This is a genomic window from Aeromonas dhakensis (genome assembly GCF_000820305.1).
GTDB lineage: Bacteria > Pseudomonadota > Gammaproteobacteria > Enterobacterales > Aeromonadaceae > Aeromonas > Aeromonas dhakensis.
Genome location: NZ_CDBH01000062.1, coordinates 15,439 through 31,454, shown reverse-complemented (window position 1 = coordinate 31,454; position 16,016 = coordinate 15,439). Strand labels below are relative to the sequence as shown.

The following is a 16,016-nucleotide window of genomic DNA, read 5'->3' as shown; positions in this document are numbered from 1 at the left end:
AGGCTGGTGCGCGCATCGCTTGCATGCACAGGGTCAAATCGGGCTGGCGCCGGGCCAGCATGTCTCTTGAAAAGCAGCAGGCGGCTTGCGCCGCCTGTGTTCAGTTTTTCTGCCGGCTCACCTTGAGCACGTTCGGCATCACCCGGATCTTGCGCATGATGTTGGCGAGGTGGATCCGGCTCTTGGTGGTGATGAGCAGGGTGACCAGATAGACCCGGCCATCCTTCTCTTCGGTGCTGATGGCGTGAATGTTGGCGCCGGTGGCGGCAATCACGTTGGCCAGCTCCGCCAGAGCGCCCTGGTGGTTGACGATCTCGATGCTGATGCCGGTGCGGAACTCCTGTTCCTGCTCCTTGTCCACTTCCCATTGCACCGGCAGGTACTTGTCCGGCTCCTTGCTGTAGCCCTTGATGTTGCGGCAGGCTTCCTGATGGATCACCAGCCCCTTGCCCGGGCTGATGTGGGCGATGATGGCGTCCCCCGGGATCGGGCGGCAGCAGTTGGCAAAGGTGACCAGCATGCCGTCGGCACCCTTGATCGGCATCTTCTTGCTGCTGGACTTGGGCTGCTCTTCCGGCGGCAGTTCATCTCCCAGCATGCGGCGCGCCACCATCACACTCATGGCGTTGCCAAGGCCCACGTCGGCCAGCAGGCCCTGCAGATTCTCATGCTTGGTGTCGGCCAGCACCTGCTTGATGCGCGGCTCGGGGATGTCTTCGATGTTTTTGGCGCCGAGCGCATGGTTGAGCAGGCGGCGACCCAGCACTACCGACTCCTCGGTGCGCAGGTTCTTGAGGAACTGGCGGATCTTGGAACGGGCCTTGGTGGTCACCACGAAGTTGAGCCAGGCCGCGTTCGGGCGGGCCCCCGGTGCCGTGATGATCTCCACCGTCTGGCCGGAGTGCAGCGGGCTGCTCAGCGGATAGGGGTGGCGGTCGACCCGCGAGCCGACACAGGCGTGGCCGATGTCGGTGTGCACCGTGTAGGCGAAGTCCACCGGAGTGGCCCCGGCGGGCAGCTCCATGATGCGCCCTTCCGGTGTGAACACGTAGATCTCGTCAGGGAAGAGGTCGGTCTTGACCCCCTCGATGAATTCAAAGGAGCTGCCGGCGCTCTGCTGCAGCTCGAGCAGGCTCTGCATCCAGCGCTGGGCGCGGATCTGGGCCGTGGTGCCCGAGCTGTCGCCATCCTGCTTGTAGGCCCAGTGGGCGGCGACGCCCTTGTCGGCCATCTGGTCCATGAATTCGGTGCGGATCTGCACCTCCACCGGCACCCCGTGCGGCCCCACCAGCGAGGTGTGCAGCGACTGGTAGCCGTTGGTCTTGGGGATGGCGATGTAATCCTTGAAGCGGCCGGGGCGGGGCTTGTAGAGGCTGTGCATCTGGCCCAGCACCCGGTAACAGGTATCTATGTCCTTCACCCTCACACGAAAGGCGTAGATATCCATTACCTCATGAAATTGCAGCTCTTTTTTCTCCATCTTGTTGTAGATGGAGAACAGGTTCTTCTCGCGGCCGCTGACCTGGGATTCGATGCCTGCCTCGCGCAGCCGGCCTTCAATCTCGCTCTGGATGGAGTCGATGATCTCGCGGCGATTGCCGCGGGCGCGCCGTACCGATTCGCGCAACACCCGCGAGCGCATGGGGTAGAGCGCCTCGAAGCCCAGCTCTTCCAGCTCGTTCTTCATGGTGTGGATACCGAGGCGGTTGGCGATGGGGGCGAAGATCTCGAGGGTTTCCCGGGCGATGCGGCGGCGCTTGTCAGGTCGCAGCGAGCCCAGGGTGCGCATGTTGTGGGTGCGGTCGGCCAGCTTGATCAGGATGACCCGGATATCCTGGGTCATGGCCATCACCATCTTGCGGAAGTTCTCGGCCTGGGCCTCCTTGCGATCGCGAAACTTCAGCTTGTCGAGCTTGGAGACGCCGGAAACCAGCTCGGCGACGGCATCGCCAAACAGTTCGGCCAGGTCGGCCTTGGTGACAGGAGTATCTTCGATGACGTCGTGCAGCACGGCGGCCATCAGGGTTTCATGATCGAGGCGCATGTCGCCGAGAATGCGGGCAACGGCAACCGGGTGGGTGATGTAGGGCTCGCCGCTGGAACGCATCTGTCCCTGGTGAGCATCACGGGCCACCACATAGGCTTGCCTGAGCTTCTCCACCTGCTCGGGTGGCAGGTAGGAACTGGCTATTTCTTTAAGATTTTCAAATAAATACAAGACAGTCCCCGCAGCGGTGAAACGGCAATCCGTGGATATAGAGGGTATAGTCCTGAGTTTGCGAGGTTTTCGAGCGGTTGTAAATGGGGGAGAACAGTCGGCGCCCGGACGGGCGCCGACTATAGGAAACAGCTGACTTAACCGCGGCCTTCGGCGATGGCAGCAACGGCAGCCAGCTCGGCGGCTTCCTGCTCTTGCTGCTCGTAACGGTCCTGGGTGTCCATCACCTGGTTGTTCACCAGACCCAGTTCGATCTCACGCAGGGCGATCACGGTCGGCTTGTCGTTCTCTTCGTCAACCAGGGGATCTTTGCCTTGAACCGCGATTTGACGGGCGCGGCGTGCGGCGACCAGCACCAGGTCAAAACGGTTACCTACCTGTTTTACAGCATCTTCTACAGTAACGCGTGCCATGCAGGACTCCAGTGTTTGGGCTTTCTCGGTTTAAAAAAGCGGTGTTTAAAAATGACGCAAAAGTTTACTTGTTTTTGGCCTATTCTGCCAGTAGCTGTTGCAGCAAGTTTTGTTGGGCCTGCTGCTGCTGGCGCAATTCCAGCCGTTGGCACTCGATGATGGCCCTGAGCTGGAACAGCGCCTGCTCAAAGTCTTCGTTGATGATGACATAGTCATACTCGTCGTAGTGCACCATTTCGGCAATGGCTTTATCCATCCGGCCCTTGATCACCTCTGCACTGTCCTGGCCGCGGCCGATCAGGCGGCGCTCCAGCTCTTCGCGGCTGGGGGGCAGGATGAAGATGGACTTGGTCGGCATCTGCTCGCGGATCTGGCGGGCACCCTGCCAGTCGATGTCGAGGAAGACGTCGATGCCCTGCGCCAGGCAGGCTTCGATGGCGGCGCGGGAGGTGCCGTAGTAGTTGCCGAACACCTCGGCCCACTCCAGAAAGTCGCCACGCTCGATCAGCGCCTTGAACTCTTCCACCTTGACGAAGTGGTAGTGCACCCCGTGCTCTTCACCGGGACGGGTGGCGCGGGTGGTGTGGGAGACCGACAGCTGCATCTTGCCTGCGCTGTTGTGCTTGGTCAGCAAGGCATTGAGCAGGCTGGATTTACCTGCTCCGCTCGGGGAGGAGATGATATAGAGAGTGCCTTGTTGCGCCATGTCTGTACCTTTAATCTAAACCCGTGTTTTGGTTGTAGCAGAGGCCGCCGTCTTGTGCCCGAAAGGGAGACAGCCAAATCCGAAACGCGGAAAATTCTTGAAGAAGAGGGATGTAAAGGCGGCGAATTTTAACAGAAGGCAGCGGATAAAAAAACGGCCGGAATCATATTCCAGCCGATCAAAGTATTCGTAGCTTGCTGCGGGAGCGTAACCCACATCAGCCCTCATTCTGCCTGCCGTTGCCGGGGCGGGCCAGCAGATTATCCCTGCCGCTGGCTTCGGGATTTCCGAGTTGCGCGCATCATCAGCGCGGCAGTTGGTGCTCGGCGCAGAGCCGGTCGAAGGCGGCGATGACCCGTTCGCTGGTGATTTTGCCCATGGCGTCCGGATCCTTGAGGCGGGTGCGCCAGCCAAGCTCGGCCAGCGGCTTGCCGGTCTCCTGCTCAATCAGCTCCTGATAGACGCTGACCGCGTAGTCGCGGCACAGATAGGGGCCGGTACGATCCGGGTTGTGATGGGCATAGAGGCCGAGCACCGGCGTACCCACCAGGGTGGCCATGTGAGCCGGGCCGGTATCGGGAGCCAGCACCAGGCTGGCCTCCTTGATCAGCGCCAGCAGTTGCTTGAGGTTGGTCTGCCCCACCAGATCCACCGGCTTGCTGCGGCTCAGCTGCTGAATATTGGCGGCCAGATCCCGCTCCAGCTTGGCCGGCCCGCCACACAGATAGACCTGAAACCCCTTGCTGGCGGCGTGATCCGCCAGTGCGGCATAGCCGGCGGCAGTCCAGTTCTTGAAGGCCTTGCTGGCGGCGGCGCAGATGAGCAGGGTCGGCTTGCCGTCGATCTTCTCCTTCGCCCAGGCCTGGTGCTCGGCGCTGATGGGCAGTTGCCAGTCCGGGGTCAGATCCTGGATGCCGAGCTCTTTGGCAAAGGCGAGGAAACCGTCCAGCACGTGAGGCGAGGCGGGGGATGGCACCTTGTGGTTGGTGAACAACCACTGGCCGTCGCTGGCCCGTTCCCGATCAAACCCGAGTTTGACCTTGGCCTTGATGCCGAGGGTGGCGATGCTGGCCCGCATGGCGGCCTGCAGGTGCAGCAGGGCATCGAATTGGCGCCCCCTGAGGGTTTGCCACAGCTCGCGATAGCCGCGCCAGCCCTTGCTCTTGTCGAAGGGGATGACCTCGACCCCGGGCAGATCGGCAAACAGGGTCGCCTCAATCTTGCCGGTGATCCAGGTGATGCGGGTCTGGGGCCAGGCACGCTGGATGACGCGCACCAGCGCCAGCGCGTGGCAGCAGTCGCCGATGGCGGAGAGCCGCAGGATGCAGATGGAGGAGGGCGGCGTTTGGAACAGCGGCATGATGTGGCGCAACGATGGCAAAATGGATGGATGGCATTATGCAAACTCCCCTGTGGATTGTAAAATTGCGCACGACTGGCAGCCGGCCCCATCGGGCCCCTGTTGCCCTGGCCCTGAGCGCCAACCCGTAGCGATGACCGACCGGAATGACCAAGATGCAAATTCAGACCGAACACAACCAGATCTGCTGGTATGCCGAAGGGGCGTTTCGCGACCCTTCTCCCGAGCTGTTTGATCCGGCCTGGTGGCAGAACAACCGGCAGGTGGTGGGTACCTCCATCGGCCGCGGCGTGACCTGGTTCGTGAAGGATGAATCCCGCCACCTGGTGCTGCGTCACTACTACCGCGGGGGCATGGTGGGCAAGGTGGTGCGGGATCGCTTCTGGTTCGAGGGGGTGGAGTCTAGCCGGGCCATGGCCGAATACAGCCTGCTGGCCAAGTTGAGCGCCCAGGGGTTGCCGGTGCCGCGCCCGTTTGCCGCCCGCATGGCCAAACAGGGCCCCTTCTATCGCGCCGACATCCTGATCGAGCGCATTCGCGGTGCCAAGGATCTAGTGGCCCTGCTCAAGCAGGGGCCGATCGCCGGCGAGGTGTGGCACAAGGTGGGCCAGACGGTGCGCCAGTTGCACGACGCCGGGGTCTATCACGCCGATCTCAACAGCCACAACCTGTTGCTCGACAAGGAGGGCAAGGTGTGGGTGATCGACTTCGACAAGGGGGCCATCCGCTCGCCCGGCAACTGGCAGCAGGCCAACTTGGAACGCTTGCTGCGCTCCTTCAACAAGGAGTCCCAGCTGCATACCAGTTTTCACTTCGTGCCGGAGAACTGGCAGGCCCTGATGAACGGCTATCAAGGAAAAGCGAGCTGACCCTGTTGCTCGGCGCGAGAGCCAATGTTACTTATTGAGAAGGTCTTCAGATTCGGTGTCGAGGCGCTCGATGGACATGCTCAAGGCTCCCCTCAGGGAGGCAATTACCCGGTTTGATCTGGCGCTGATGGCGGATGCCATCGCCTTGCTGGAGGCAGGGCTCTGGAGCTGGAGTCCGCAGCAGGGCGTGCAGCGGGATCCCTCCTGTCTGCGGCTGCTGGGATTGAACGAAGCCGGTCTGGATGATCTCGGCTGGCTGGAGCGGGTGCACCCCGACGATCTGGGGAGCCTGCAGGAGGCGCAGCTGGCCTGCCAGAGCGGGCGGGTGGCCCAGATCCGGCTCGAATACCGGATCCTGCATCACGATGGCCACTATGTCCGGCTGGAAGAGCGGGCCAGGCGCGATGTCCACGGCCAGGTGCTGGGGGTGGTACGTCTGCTCGAACCGCAGGCGGTACAGGTGGAGGAGCGGCACGGTACCGATCCCCTCACCGGGCTGGAGAGCCGCAGCCGCTTCGAACAGCTGCTCGATGAGCGGCTGGCCAGCGCGAGCGGCAGCTTCAGCCTGCTGCAATTCACCGTCGATCACAGAGCCAAGATCCAGCAGCTGTTTGGCGAGGTGGCCTGCGACGCCATGCTGGCCAAGCTGGCCCGCATCGTGCGTCACGAGCTGCGGCGGGAAGATCCCTTCGCCCGCTGGGACGAAGACGGCTTCATCCTGATGCTCTCCCAGACCGACCGGCTGAGCGGCCTCGAGATTGCCGAGCGGCTGCGGATGGAGATCGCCGATGCCAGCCTGCTGCCGCAGCGGCCGGTAACCGTCAGCATCGGGCTGGTGCAGAGTCAGGCCGGCGAACAGATCGATCACCTGCTGGCCCGGCTGGCCACCTGTCACGGTCAGGCCAGACGGGAGCACAACACAGTCGTTGGCTGATTTTTAGTCAGCGCTCACTTACCCCATGACGCTGGCACACCCAGAGGGAGGCCAGCATCAGCAGGCCGCCCAGGCTGAGCCTGAGCAGGTCGGTATCCTTGCCCCACAGCACTAGGTTGACCAGAAGACCCGCCGGGATCAGGGCGTTGTTCATGATCGCCAGCACCCCGCTGCTGACCTGGGTCGCCCCCTTGTTCCACAGGAAGTAACCAAGGCCCGAGGCGCCGATCCCCAGCCACAGCAATATGCCCCACTGCAGGGCGCTGGTGGGGTATTGCGGCGTGCCGAGCAGCCACCAGGCGGGCAGGGCCACGGCCAGGGCGCCCAGATAGAAGCAGCCGAACACCGCCAGTTGCGGCGGTTGCTGTTCCTCCCGTGCCAGCAGTACCTTGTAGCCCACCTGACCCAGGGCGAAGCAGACGTTGGCACCCTGCACCACCAGGAAGCCCAGCACGTAGCTTTCGGTCAGCCCGTCGAAGCGGATGACGGCCGCCCCCAGCACCGCCAGCAGTGCTCCCCACAGATAGATCGGCTTGAAGCGCCGCTCCAGCAGATCGTGGATCAGGGTGACGTAGATGGGGGTGAAGATGGTGAACACCAGCACTTCCGGCACCGTCAGCAGCAGGAAGGAGTGGTAATAGAACAGATACATGATGCCGAGCTGGGTGGCACCGAGGGCCATCAGCTTGGCCACCAGGTCGGGCCGCAGCCAGCGGCGGCGCAGGAAGGGCAGGAACACCAGGCTGGCGAGCACGATGCGGGTCAGCACCGAGAAGTAGGCATCCACCTGGCCGGCGAGGTAGACCCCGATCAGGCTGAAGGAGAATGACCAGAGCAGGGTAACCCCTATCAAGTAGTTCATGTGGTTGATTTGTCGTCAGTTGTCAATTTTGAAGGGGGCTATGATGGCCGAGAAGGAAGCCGTGATCCAGCGTTTATGGCGCCAGTTGCCACAGATCGGAGCATTTGCCTTTAGTGCGAGCAACAGGGCAGGCTCCGCCACCGACTGGAGTGGCAGCGGCGAGGGGGAGGTGGTGGTGACCGATCACCATGGCGGCTGGTTGTTTGTCGAGACGGGTCGCTATACCACGCCCCATGGCCGGGTGCTGACCATGCACAATCGCTTCTGGTGGCAGCGCGGCGAGCAGGGGATCCGGCTCTCCCATCTGCGCTATGAACAGCCGGTGGTGCTGTTCGAGCTGCTGCCTCAGACGGATGGTCGCTGGCTCACCGCCGAACCCCATCTGTGTGGCCAGGATCACTACAGCGCCGAGCTGACGCCGACCGAGGGCGGTTTTCTGCTCGGCTGGCAGATCACAGGCCCGCGCAAGAACGAGCGGCTGAGTTATCGCTATCTGGCGTGATGGGACGGCAAGGCCGCCAGGCGGGCATAAAAAAACCGGCGCAGAGCGCCGGTAGAGGGGACAAATCGGAGGTTTTTTTAAAACGGTCCCAAAAACAGGAGAGATACACTCTCGTCACACATTCAGAAACAGACCTCAGGCGCTCAACGCATAGCTCAGCATGGCTTGCAGCTTGCTGTCGAAGAACCAGGGCAGCAGCATCATCAACAGCCCGAGCAGACCCACCAGCCGCTGGCGATACTGCCAGCCGGCGATCACCACCAGGCCGCCGCAGAGCGTGGTCAGGATGCCTGACATAGGGCAGCCTCCCGCTGGACGCGGCGCTGCTGGGCCCATTGGTTGAGGGCCACCGAGCCCAGGATCAGGGCCAGTGCCACACCGGTGGTGGACTGGATCTGCTCGCCGAGGAACAGGGCACCCAGCATGACGCCGAACAGCGGCACCAGGTAGTTGCTGAAGGAGGCGAAGGTCGGGCCCGCCTTCTGGATCAGCGCCATGTAGAGGAAGTAGACCAGACCGGTACAGAACACACCGAGCACCGCGACGGCGCCGATGGCCTGCTGGCTCGGCAGGGTGAGCGCGCTCAGATCGGTGACGAACGGTGCGGCCAGCAGCAGCTGGATTGCCGAGGAGATCAGGATGTTGCGTGCCACGACCACCGGGTGGTCCTTGGCGAAGCGCTTGATCATCAGCAGGCCGATGGCGAAGCAGCTGGCACCGAACAGGATGGCCATGGCGCCGAGCAGGCCGGCATTCATCCCGCTGGCCAGTTTCGGCCAGAACAGCACCAGTACGCCGACGAAGCCGATGATCACGGAGACGAGACCGCCCTTGGTGATTTTTTCACCAGAAACCAACAAGGGTGCCATCAGGATGGTGACAAACGGGATACAACCCATTACCACGGCGGCGATGGCGCTATCCACATACTGTTGACCCCAGGCCACCATGATGAAGGGCAGGGTGGCATCGAGCAGGGCGATCAGCATGTAGGTACGCCACGGGGTGTGCTCGCTCTTGAGACGCATGAACAGGCAGAGCAGACCCAGGGTCAGGCTGCCACACAAGGCGCGACCCGCTGCCACCATGATAGGGGGTAATTCGGTGACGGCCTGATGCATGAAAATGAACTGGGAGCCCCACAACAGGCCAATCGCCAGCAACAACAGATAGCTACGCATTTTAATCTCCGATGTAATTCGCCTGCGCATTCTATGCAATCTGCTACTATGCCAAAAATGAATTGTCGTCATCCAACCATGGCCAATATCGATGGAACTGCCCCTTTCCCGCCTCGACCTCAACCTGCTCACCGTGTTCGACATGCTGATGCAGGAGCGCAACGTCACCCGTGCCGCCGAGCGGCTGCACCTCTCCCAGTCCACCGTCAGTCATGCGCTGGGGCGGCTGCGAACGGCGCTGGACGATCCCCTGTTCGTGATGAGCCGGCGCGAGATGATGCCGACCGAGCGCGCCAAGGCGCTGGCCGGCCCGGTGCGCCAGGCGCTGGCCATGCTGGAGCAGGGGTTGCGGCAGGCCAAGGGGTTCGACCCCGCCAGTGCGCGGCGGATCTTTCGCATCGCCACCCCGGGTTCGGTGGAACACGGTCTGGTGCCGGCGCTGGTGGAGCGGCTGCACCGGCATGCCCCTCACTGCCGGCTGGAGGTGTGCGAGCTGGCCAATAGCGACTACGAGCGGGAGCTGGAGAAGGGGGAGCTGGATCTGGTGATCGGTTTCGCCGATGCCAACCACCTCTCGCCCCGGCTGTGGCGCGAACCCTGGTTCAATAACCCACTGGTCTGTCTGTCGCCCCTTGGCAGCGAACTGCCGGACGTGCTGGGGCCGGACGATCTGGTCAGCCGGCCCCATATCCACACCTCCAGCTGGGGTCACAGCCAGGCCATGGTGGATCTCTGGCTGGCCCGTTTCGGGGTGGAGCGTGAATTGGGTGTCCGGCTACCGAGCTTTATGGCGGTGCCGCCGCTGATGGCCACCGGCCGCTATCTGGTGGTCGTGCCCGAGATGATCGGGCGCCACTTCTGCCGCTACTACCCGCTGCGCCTGCACCAGCTGGACCCCGACATCCCCATCGTCTACCTGATGGCGGGCCACCCGCTCACCGCCCATGACGAGGCGATCGGCTGGTTCAAGGGGCTGTTGCACCGGCTGGCGTTCGAGCGCTACGGGGCGGATGCGCTCGGCAGCCCGGCGCAGCGCGGGGCGGATCAGTTCAATCCGGCGAAGTAGTCGAGCCCCATCGCCCCCTTCACCTCGGCCAGCACCTCGTCGGTCAGGGCGCGCGCCTGCTCGGTGCCCTGCTGCAACAGGCGCAGCAGCTGGCGCTTGTCGGCGATGGCCGCCTCGCGCCGTTCCCGCATCGGGGCGAGCAGGGTCTGCAGGCAGTCGTTCAGCACCTGTTTGCAGCGCATGTCCCCCAGCCCGCCGCGCTGGTAGTGGGCCTTCATCTCGGCCACCAGTGCCTTGTCGGGGTGGAAGGCATCCAGATAGGCGAACACCGTATTGCCCTCCACCTGACCCGGATCGCTCACCTTGAGGTGATTGGGGTCGGTGTACATGGCGAACACCGCCTGCTTGATCTCGTCGCTCGACATGCCGAGCTCTATGGTGTTGCCGAGGGACTTGGACATCTTGGCCTTGCCGTCGATGCCGGGCAGGCGGCCGGTGTCGCTCAGAATGGGCTGACACTCGGTCAGCACCTCCTTGCCAACCAGGGTATTGAAGCGGCGTACTATCTCGTTGGTCTGCTCCAGCATGGGCAGCTGATCCTCGCCCACCGGCACATGGGTGGCGCGAAAGGCGGTGATGTCGGCGGCCTGGCTGACCGGATAGATCAGGAAGCCGGCCGGCAGGCTGCGCTCGAACCCTTTCTGCTGGATCTCCGCCTTGACGGTGGGGTTGCGCTCCAGCCGGGCGACGCTGACCAGGTTGAGGTAATAGGTCGTCAGCTCGGCGAGGGCGGGCAGGGCGCTCTGCAGACAGAAGGTAGTCTTTGCCGGGTCGAGGCCGGCGGCCAGGTAGTCGGCCATCACCTCCAGCACGTGATCGGTCACCTTGGCCGGGTTGTGGCCGTTGTCGGTCAGTGCCTGCAGATCGGCGATCATCACGAACTGGCGGTAATGGTGCTGGGCGGCCACGCGCTGGCGCAGCGAGCCGACGTAGTGGCCGATGTGCAGTTTGCCGGTGGGCCGGTCGCCGGTCAGGATAACGGGGTTGTGCATGTCACTCTCTCCAGTTGGGTGAGCCGGGAGGCGACAAAGGGATGAAAACAATGACCGCCTCTCGGCGGTCACGGTGTTTTCTTTGGGAAATTTTACATAGAAAAGCAGTGCCGCCTGTTTAAGAGCAGCACCACCAGTAGTTGTGATTGAACGAGGTCATATTCATGGCAAATCAAACTACGCCTATTCAGTTACTTCTGCAAGGGGACGACCAGCAGATCGCAGGGCACGGTATTCATCAGCTGGCGCGCGCTCGACGTGAGCAGGCTCCAGAAGCTCTGGCGGTGGCCGCACACCAGCAGGTCGATCTGATAATCCCTGACCGCCTGGTTGACCCGCTCGCTCAAATCGCCGCAGATCACCAGCTTCTTCTCGATGGGGTAGTCCACCGACGCCAGGAAGGCTTCCAGCTTCTCTTTCGCCTCGGCGATCACCTGGTCCTGCACGTTGTCGATGTCGATATCGATCATCTCGGTGTAGAGATCCTTGAGGTCCACATCGACATGGATCACCGACAGCTTGGCGCCGTTGGAGCGGGCCCGGTCGACTGCCTTCTCGATCACCTTGCGGTTGTCTTCCGACAGGTCGATCGCGGCCAGTATGTGTTTGTAATAGGTTCCATTCATGGGAGTTCTCCTCACTGATCCTGAGTCCACTATACCAATGTCTGCTGAAACTAAAATGGTGTCCCCGGCACAGTTTTGGGATTTAAAAGAGTTTCCTATGGAGCTTGCTGTCGATGATGGGCAATAAACTGGCGATAAATCGAACAGGAGTTTGAAGCAGGTCACACCTGCCGGCTTGCCCGTAGCCGGTGACAGGCATAGGATGTGCCCGTGTTTCGCAATGAACACAAAACAACAAAAAGCATCTGAATACCGCTTTGGGGAGCCTCGCGCTCCCTTTTGTTTTTCTGCCCTCTTCCCGCCGATATTCCGCCCGACATCAAGGTAATCCTGCCCCGCTTGGTTATGCTGTAGCCAGTTCCCTTGGCAAACCGTGGCGCGCCGCTGCGTTCCACGGCCGTTCCTGCTGTCGTGTTCCTTTCCCGGAGACTCCTTGATGATCATTCATCCACAAATCCAGGGCTGCGTCGCCCGCAACTGTCACCCCATCGGCTGCCGCGCCGCCGTGCTGCAGCAGATCGCGCGGATCCGGGCGGCGGGCCCGTTCAACGGGCCGAAACGGGTGCTGGTGCTGGGCGCTTCGTCCGGCTTCGGGCTGGCGTCGCGCATCGCCTTGGCCTTCGGGGCCGGCGCCGACACCATTGGCGTGTCGTTCGAGCGCGGCCCCTCCGACAAGGGGCTGGGCAGCGCCGGCTGGTACAACAACATCTGGTTTCGCACGGAGGCGGAACAGGCTGGCCGCGTGGCCATCAACCTGATCGGTGACGCTTTCTCAGACCAGATGCGTCAGCAGGCCATCGATGTCATCCGCCAGCAGCTCGGACAGGTGGATCTGGTGATCTACTCGCTAGCGAGCGGCATCCGGGTGCTGCCGGACGGCACGCAAGTGCGCTCCGTGCTCAAGACCACCGGCCTGCCATTCAGCGGCTGGGGGCTGGATCTGGAACAGGACACCCTGGTGCAGCAGTCGCTGGACCCGGCCACCCCGGAGGAGATCCGCGACACCGTCAGCGTGATGGGGGGCGAGGATTGGCAGCTCTGGCTGCAGGCGCTGCAGCAGGCGGATTGCCTGGCGCCCGGCGCCCAGACGGTGGCCTACTCCTATATCGGCCCCGAATCGACCTACCCCCTCTATCGGGACGGCACCATCGGCTATGCCAAGGAGCACCTGCACGCCACCGCCGAGACCATCAACCTGCAGCTGGCGGAGATCGGTGGCCACGCCTGGGTGTCGGTCTGCAAGGCGCTGGTGACCAAGGCGAGCGCCTATATTCCGGTGCTGCCTGTCTATCTGGGCTTGTTGATGGGGGTGATGAAGGAGCGCGGGGTGCACGAAGGCTGCATCGAGCAGATGCAGCGGCTGTTCGCCGGCAAGATGTACGGCCCGCAAGGGGTGGTGGCTGATGGCAACCGGCTGATCCGGATGGATGACCACGAGCTCGACCCGGCCGTGCAGGCCGCCGTCTCGGCGCTCTGGTCCAAGGTGACGCCGGACAACTTCCACGCGCTGGGGGATTTTGCCGGGCTGCGGCAGGACTTCATGCAGCTCAACGGCTTCGAGCTGGCGGGGGTGGACTATGGCGAGCCGGTGGATGTCGCCTCCCTCACCGAGCTGCTGCCCTGAGTCAGGGGAGGTTGCGGCTCAGGCCACGCTGCTGGCCAGTGCCTCCGGTTCTTCGGGGCTGCCAGGCTCCGCGGCCAGTATGGTCTGGTTGCGGCCCTGGCGTTTGGCCTGATACATGGCCATGTCGGCCCGGTGGATGAGCTGGCCCAGCCCGTCATCGGTGGCCGAGCGGCCGGCCACTCCGATGCTGATGGTCATGCGTGGCTGTTCGATCTGGCCGATGCGCTGGCGCAGTTGCTCCGCCAGATACCAGCAATCCGCCGCCGGCAGCGGCACCGCTACCAGAAACTCCTCGCCACCCCAGCGCCCCACCAGTTGCAGGTCGGGCGCCCAGGATCTCAGCTCCCGCGCCAGCCGCTGAATAGCCCTGTCCCCTGCCTGATGGCCGTGACGGTCGTTGATCTGCTTGAAGTGATCGATGTCGATGATGATCAGGGTGAGCGGCCCCTCCTGCTGCCAGCGGCTGGCCAGCCGCTCCAGCAGGGCACGGCGATTGGGCAGCTCGGTCAGCTGATCGAAGGTGGCCAGCTTGTAGAGGTGGCGTGAGCTGCGGTGCAGCCGATGGGTGGTGAGCCCGAGCAGCAGCAGGGCTCCTGCCAGCAGGCCGACCAGCATCAACTGGTAGTGGCGGGCACTCTGCTGATGCAGCAGCTGCTGGCGCTTGTTCTCGTTCTCCTGCTGCAGCACCCGGTTGCTGGCCTCGCTGCGGGCCAGATCCATCTCGGCCTGGAAGGCGGCGGCATGCTGGCTCAGGGTCTGGTTGAAGTGCTGCTTGTAGTCGCTCACGTATTCGCTGAGTACCTGGTAGGCCTCCGGGTAGCGCCCCTGGTCCGCCAGCAGACTGGCCTGCAGTGCCTTGCTGGCGGCCCCCGCACTCCCCTGGCTGGTCAGCACCTGCAGCGCCAGCTGTTTCTCGCCGCTGCCCTGCAGCGCCCGGGCCCGGGTCTCCTGCAGGCGCATGCCGGCTTCCGGGTAGCCCAGCTGCCGATACAGCGCCTGTGCCTCGTCCAGGGTGCGCAGGGCGCCGGCCCAGTCGTGCTGGGCGTTGAGCGCCATGGCCTGATAGCCGAGGATGATGGCACGGTAATCCGGCGCCAGATCCGGGTTGCTGAGCAGGTTGTCCAGCAGCCGCCTGGCCTGGGCGGGGCGATCTGTGTCTATGTAGAGCCGCGCCATGTTGGCGCGGATGATGATCTGGCTGTTGGGCTCGCCCAGCTGCACCATGCGTTGCAGCGCCTCCAGATAGTAGCCTTCGGCTTCCCGCGCCAGGTTCAGATCGGCATAGAGGTTGCCGAGGGTCATCAGCAGGCGGGCACACTGCAGGCTGGCGATAGGGGAGTCCGGTACCGATTGTTTGAGGCGAAAGGCGGTCTTGAGTTCGGCGATGGCCGGGCTCAGTTGCTGGGTGCGGTAGAGCGCGAGCCCGTTCAGGGCGTGCCACTCCGAGGTCTGTTGCGGATGGCCGGCAACGGCGGGTCTGAGCTGCTCCAGCAGGGTGAGCGCCTGATCCGGCGCCTCGGTGTCCAGGGTGAGGGCGATCTGCTGCAAGCGAAAGTCGAGCAGGCGCAGGGTCTCCTGCTGGGCGCTGGCCAGCCCGCGGGCCCGGGCGTTGTCGAGCAGGGCCTGTGGATAGCGGCCAAGGGCTGCCTGGGCCAGGGACCTGGCGTAGAACAGTTCCATATCCTGCTGGGGACTGGCGTCGAGGCGCTGCAGATAGCCGACGGGATCGCGCGCCGCCTGCAATTCAGCCTCTTTCAGCAAGGAGGGAGCTGCCTGCAACTGGGTCATCCAGAGCAGCGCCAGTGCCATTATGAATCTCATTGAATCCTTTCCCCGACCACTGGCGCCATCATAATGGCTGAATCCACTTACACCATGTTTCTTTGCTTCTCTATAACCGTATGGGGGATAGGATGAGGCGAAAAGCTGTCACAACTGGGATCTTCGGCTGCGCTATCTGGTTGCGTCGGGCCGCAACTGTGGCGACAATCGTGACCAAATCACAGTGGAGAATCATCATGTTGGCCAAAGCCATGATCGAGAAGTTGAACGAGCAGATTAATCTTGAATTCTATTCCTCCAACCTCTACCTGCAGATGAGCGCCTGGTGCGAGGACAAGGGCTTCGAGGGGGCGGCCACCTTCCTACGCCAGCACGCCGTCGAGGAGCGTCAGCACATGGAGCGCCTGTTCACCTACGTGAGCGAGACCGGTGCCATGCCGCTGCTGGGTGCCATCGATGCCCCTCCCCACGAGTTCAAGTCGCTGGGCGACATCTTCCGCACCACCCTCGAGCATGAATACCACATCACCAAGTGCATCAACGGCCTGGCTCACGTGGCGTTCACCACCCAGGACTACTCCACCTTCAACTTTCTGCAGTGGTACGTGGCCGAGCAGCACGAAGAGGAGAAGTTGTTCAAGAGCATCGTCGATCGTCTGAGCCTGGTGGGCGAGGACGGCAAGGGCCTCTACTTCATCGACAAGGAGCTGGCCGAGCTGGCCAAGGGCGCCCCGGCCAGCATCATGGATGGCAACGCCTGATAGTCATGGACACTTAGTGTTCAGCCAGTACAATGACGGCCCCTCTTAACAGGGGCCGTTTTCTGTTGTAGATGCCCTGAAACCACTGGGCTGGTGTCTGCCGGGTACAATGACGGTCTC

16 protein-coding genes are annotated in these 16,016 nt (G+C 62.9%); 6 read left to right on the top strand and 10 right to left on the bottom strand.

The features are described from left to right. Positions 1–100: 100 nt before the first annotated feature. From spoT to BN1143_RS17875, 4 genes are all read right to left on the bottom strand, one after another. On the bottom strand, positions 101–2,218 hold the full coding sequence (gene spoT / locus BN1143_RS17890) for a bifunctional GTP diphosphokinase/guanosine-3',5'-bis pyrophosphate 3'-pyrophosphohydrolase (RefSeq protein ID WP_005307064.1): 2,118 nt from the start codon (positions 2,216–2,218) through the stop codon (positions 101–103). Between the two features lie 137 nt (positions 2,219–2,355). Beyond that, a complete protein-coding gene (gene rpoZ / locus BN1143_RS17885) occupies positions 2,356–2,631 on the bottom strand; it encodes a DNA-directed RNA polymerase subunit omega (RefSeq protein WP_005307060.1) in 276 nt (91 codons plus the stop codon). Between the two features lie 79 nt (positions 2,632–2,710). Continuing rightward, entirely contained in the window at positions 2,711–3,337 is a 627-nt protein-coding gene (gene gmk / locus BN1143_RS17880) for a guanylate kinase (RefSeq protein WP_010635638.1), read from the bottom strand. A 304-nt stretch (positions 3,338–3,641) separates the two neighbouring features. Continuing rightward, positions 3,642–4,697, bottom strand: coding sequence for a glycosyltransferase family 9 protein (locus BN1143_RS17875; protein ID WP_042051627.1), 1,056 nt, complete (start codon positions 4,695–4,697; stop codon positions 3,642–3,644). A gap of 155 nt (positions 4,698–4,852) precedes the next feature. Between BN1143_RS17875 and BN1143_RS17870 the strand changes: the two genes are divergently transcribed. Then, complete coding sequence (locus tag BN1143_RS17870; protein WP_026141425.1) at positions 4,853–5,566, top strand: 3-deoxy-D-manno-octulosonic acid kinase; 714 nt, start codon at positions 4,853–4,855, stop codon at positions 5,564–5,566. A gap of 70 nt (positions 5,567–5,636) precedes the next feature. After that, on the top strand, positions 5,637–6,500 hold the full coding sequence (locus BN1143_RS17865) for a GGDEF domain-containing protein (protein ID WP_042051592.1): 864 nt from the start codon (positions 5,637–5,639) through the stop codon (positions 6,498–6,500). Positions 6,501–6,507: 7 nt separating this feature from the next. Here BN1143_RS17865 and BN1143_RS17860 read toward each other — a convergent pair whose 3' ends face one another. Beyond that, positions 6,508–7,362 (bottom strand): DMT family transporter, encoded by an 855-nt coding sequence (locus BN1143_RS17860; RefSeq protein ID WP_017766481.1) that lies wholly within the window; start codon positions 7,360–7,362, stop codon positions 6,508–6,510. A 43-nt stretch (positions 7,363–7,405) separates the two neighbouring features. On the opposite strand from BN1143_RS17860, the gene BN1143_RS17855 reads away from it, so the two are divergent. Further along, on the top strand, positions 7,406–7,864 hold the full coding sequence (locus BN1143_RS17855; RefSeq protein WP_042051591.1) for a DUF6314 family protein: 459 nt from the start codon (positions 7,406–7,408) through the stop codon (positions 7,862–7,864). A gap of 135 nt (positions 7,865–7,999) precedes the next feature. On the opposite strand, the gene BN1143_RS22145 is transcribed toward BN1143_RS17855, so the two are convergent. Beyond that, positions 8,000–8,161 (bottom strand): hypothetical protein, encoded by a 162-nt coding sequence (locus BN1143_RS22145; RefSeq protein WP_082038627.1) that lies wholly within the window; start codon positions 8,159–8,161, stop codon positions 8,000–8,002. Beyond that, a complete protein-coding gene (locus BN1143_RS17850; RefSeq protein ID WP_010635645.1) occupies positions 8,146–9,045 on the bottom strand; it encodes a DMT family transporter in 900 nt (299 codons plus the stop codon). The genes BN1143_RS22145 and BN1143_RS17850 overlap by 16 nt, the downstream gene beginning before the upstream one ends. Before the next feature lie 91 nt (positions 9,046–9,136). On the opposite strand from BN1143_RS17850, the gene BN1143_RS17845 reads away from it, so the two are divergent. Beyond that, a complete protein-coding gene (locus BN1143_RS17845; RefSeq protein ID WP_042051590.1) occupies positions 9,137–10,111 on the top strand; it encodes a LysR family transcriptional regulator in 975 nt (324 codons plus the stop codon). Here BN1143_RS17845 and trpS read toward each other — a convergent pair. Next, positions 10,090–11,103: a tryptophan--tRNA ligase gene (gene trpS / locus BN1143_RS17840; RefSeq protein WP_017783506.1), complete on the bottom strand. Its 1,014-nt coding sequence runs from the start codon at positions 11,101–11,103 to the stop codon at positions 10,090–10,092. The two genes, BN1143_RS17845 and trpS, sit on opposite strands and share 22 nt — an antisense overlap. Before the next feature lie 191 nt (positions 11,104–11,294). After that, complete coding sequence (locus tag BN1143_RS17835) at positions 11,295–11,729, bottom strand: universal stress protein (protein WP_010635648.1); 435 nt, start codon at positions 11,727–11,729, stop codon at positions 11,295–11,297. Between the two features lie 436 nt (positions 11,730–12,165). Between BN1143_RS17835 and fabV the strand changes: the two genes are divergently transcribed. Continuing rightward, positions 12,166–13,353 carry an enoyl-ACP reductase FabV gene (gene fabV / locus BN1143_RS17830; RefSeq protein ID WP_042051589.1) on the top strand — a complete coding sequence of 396 codons (1,188 nt, stop codon included), beginning with the start codon at positions 12,166–12,168 and terminating at the stop codon, positions 13,351–13,353. A gap of 18 nt (positions 13,354–13,371) precedes the next feature. Here the strand turns inward: fabV and BN1143_RS17825 are convergent, their stop codons facing one another. Next, the gene (locus tag BN1143_RS17825) at positions 13,372–15,162 is read right to left on the bottom strand and encodes a GGDEF domain-containing protein (protein ID WP_042051588.1); all 1,791 of its coding nucleotides are present in this window, start codon (positions 15,160–15,162) and stop codon (positions 13,372–13,374) included. Between the two features lie 209 nt (positions 15,163–15,371). Between BN1143_RS17825 and ftnA the strand changes: the two genes are divergently transcribed. Next, complete coding sequence (gene ftnA, locus BN1143_RS17820) at positions 15,372–15,896, top strand: non-heme ferritin (protein WP_005307011.1); 525 nt, start codon at positions 15,372–15,374, stop codon at positions 15,894–15,896. Positions 15,897–16,016 lie beyond the last annotated feature (120 nt).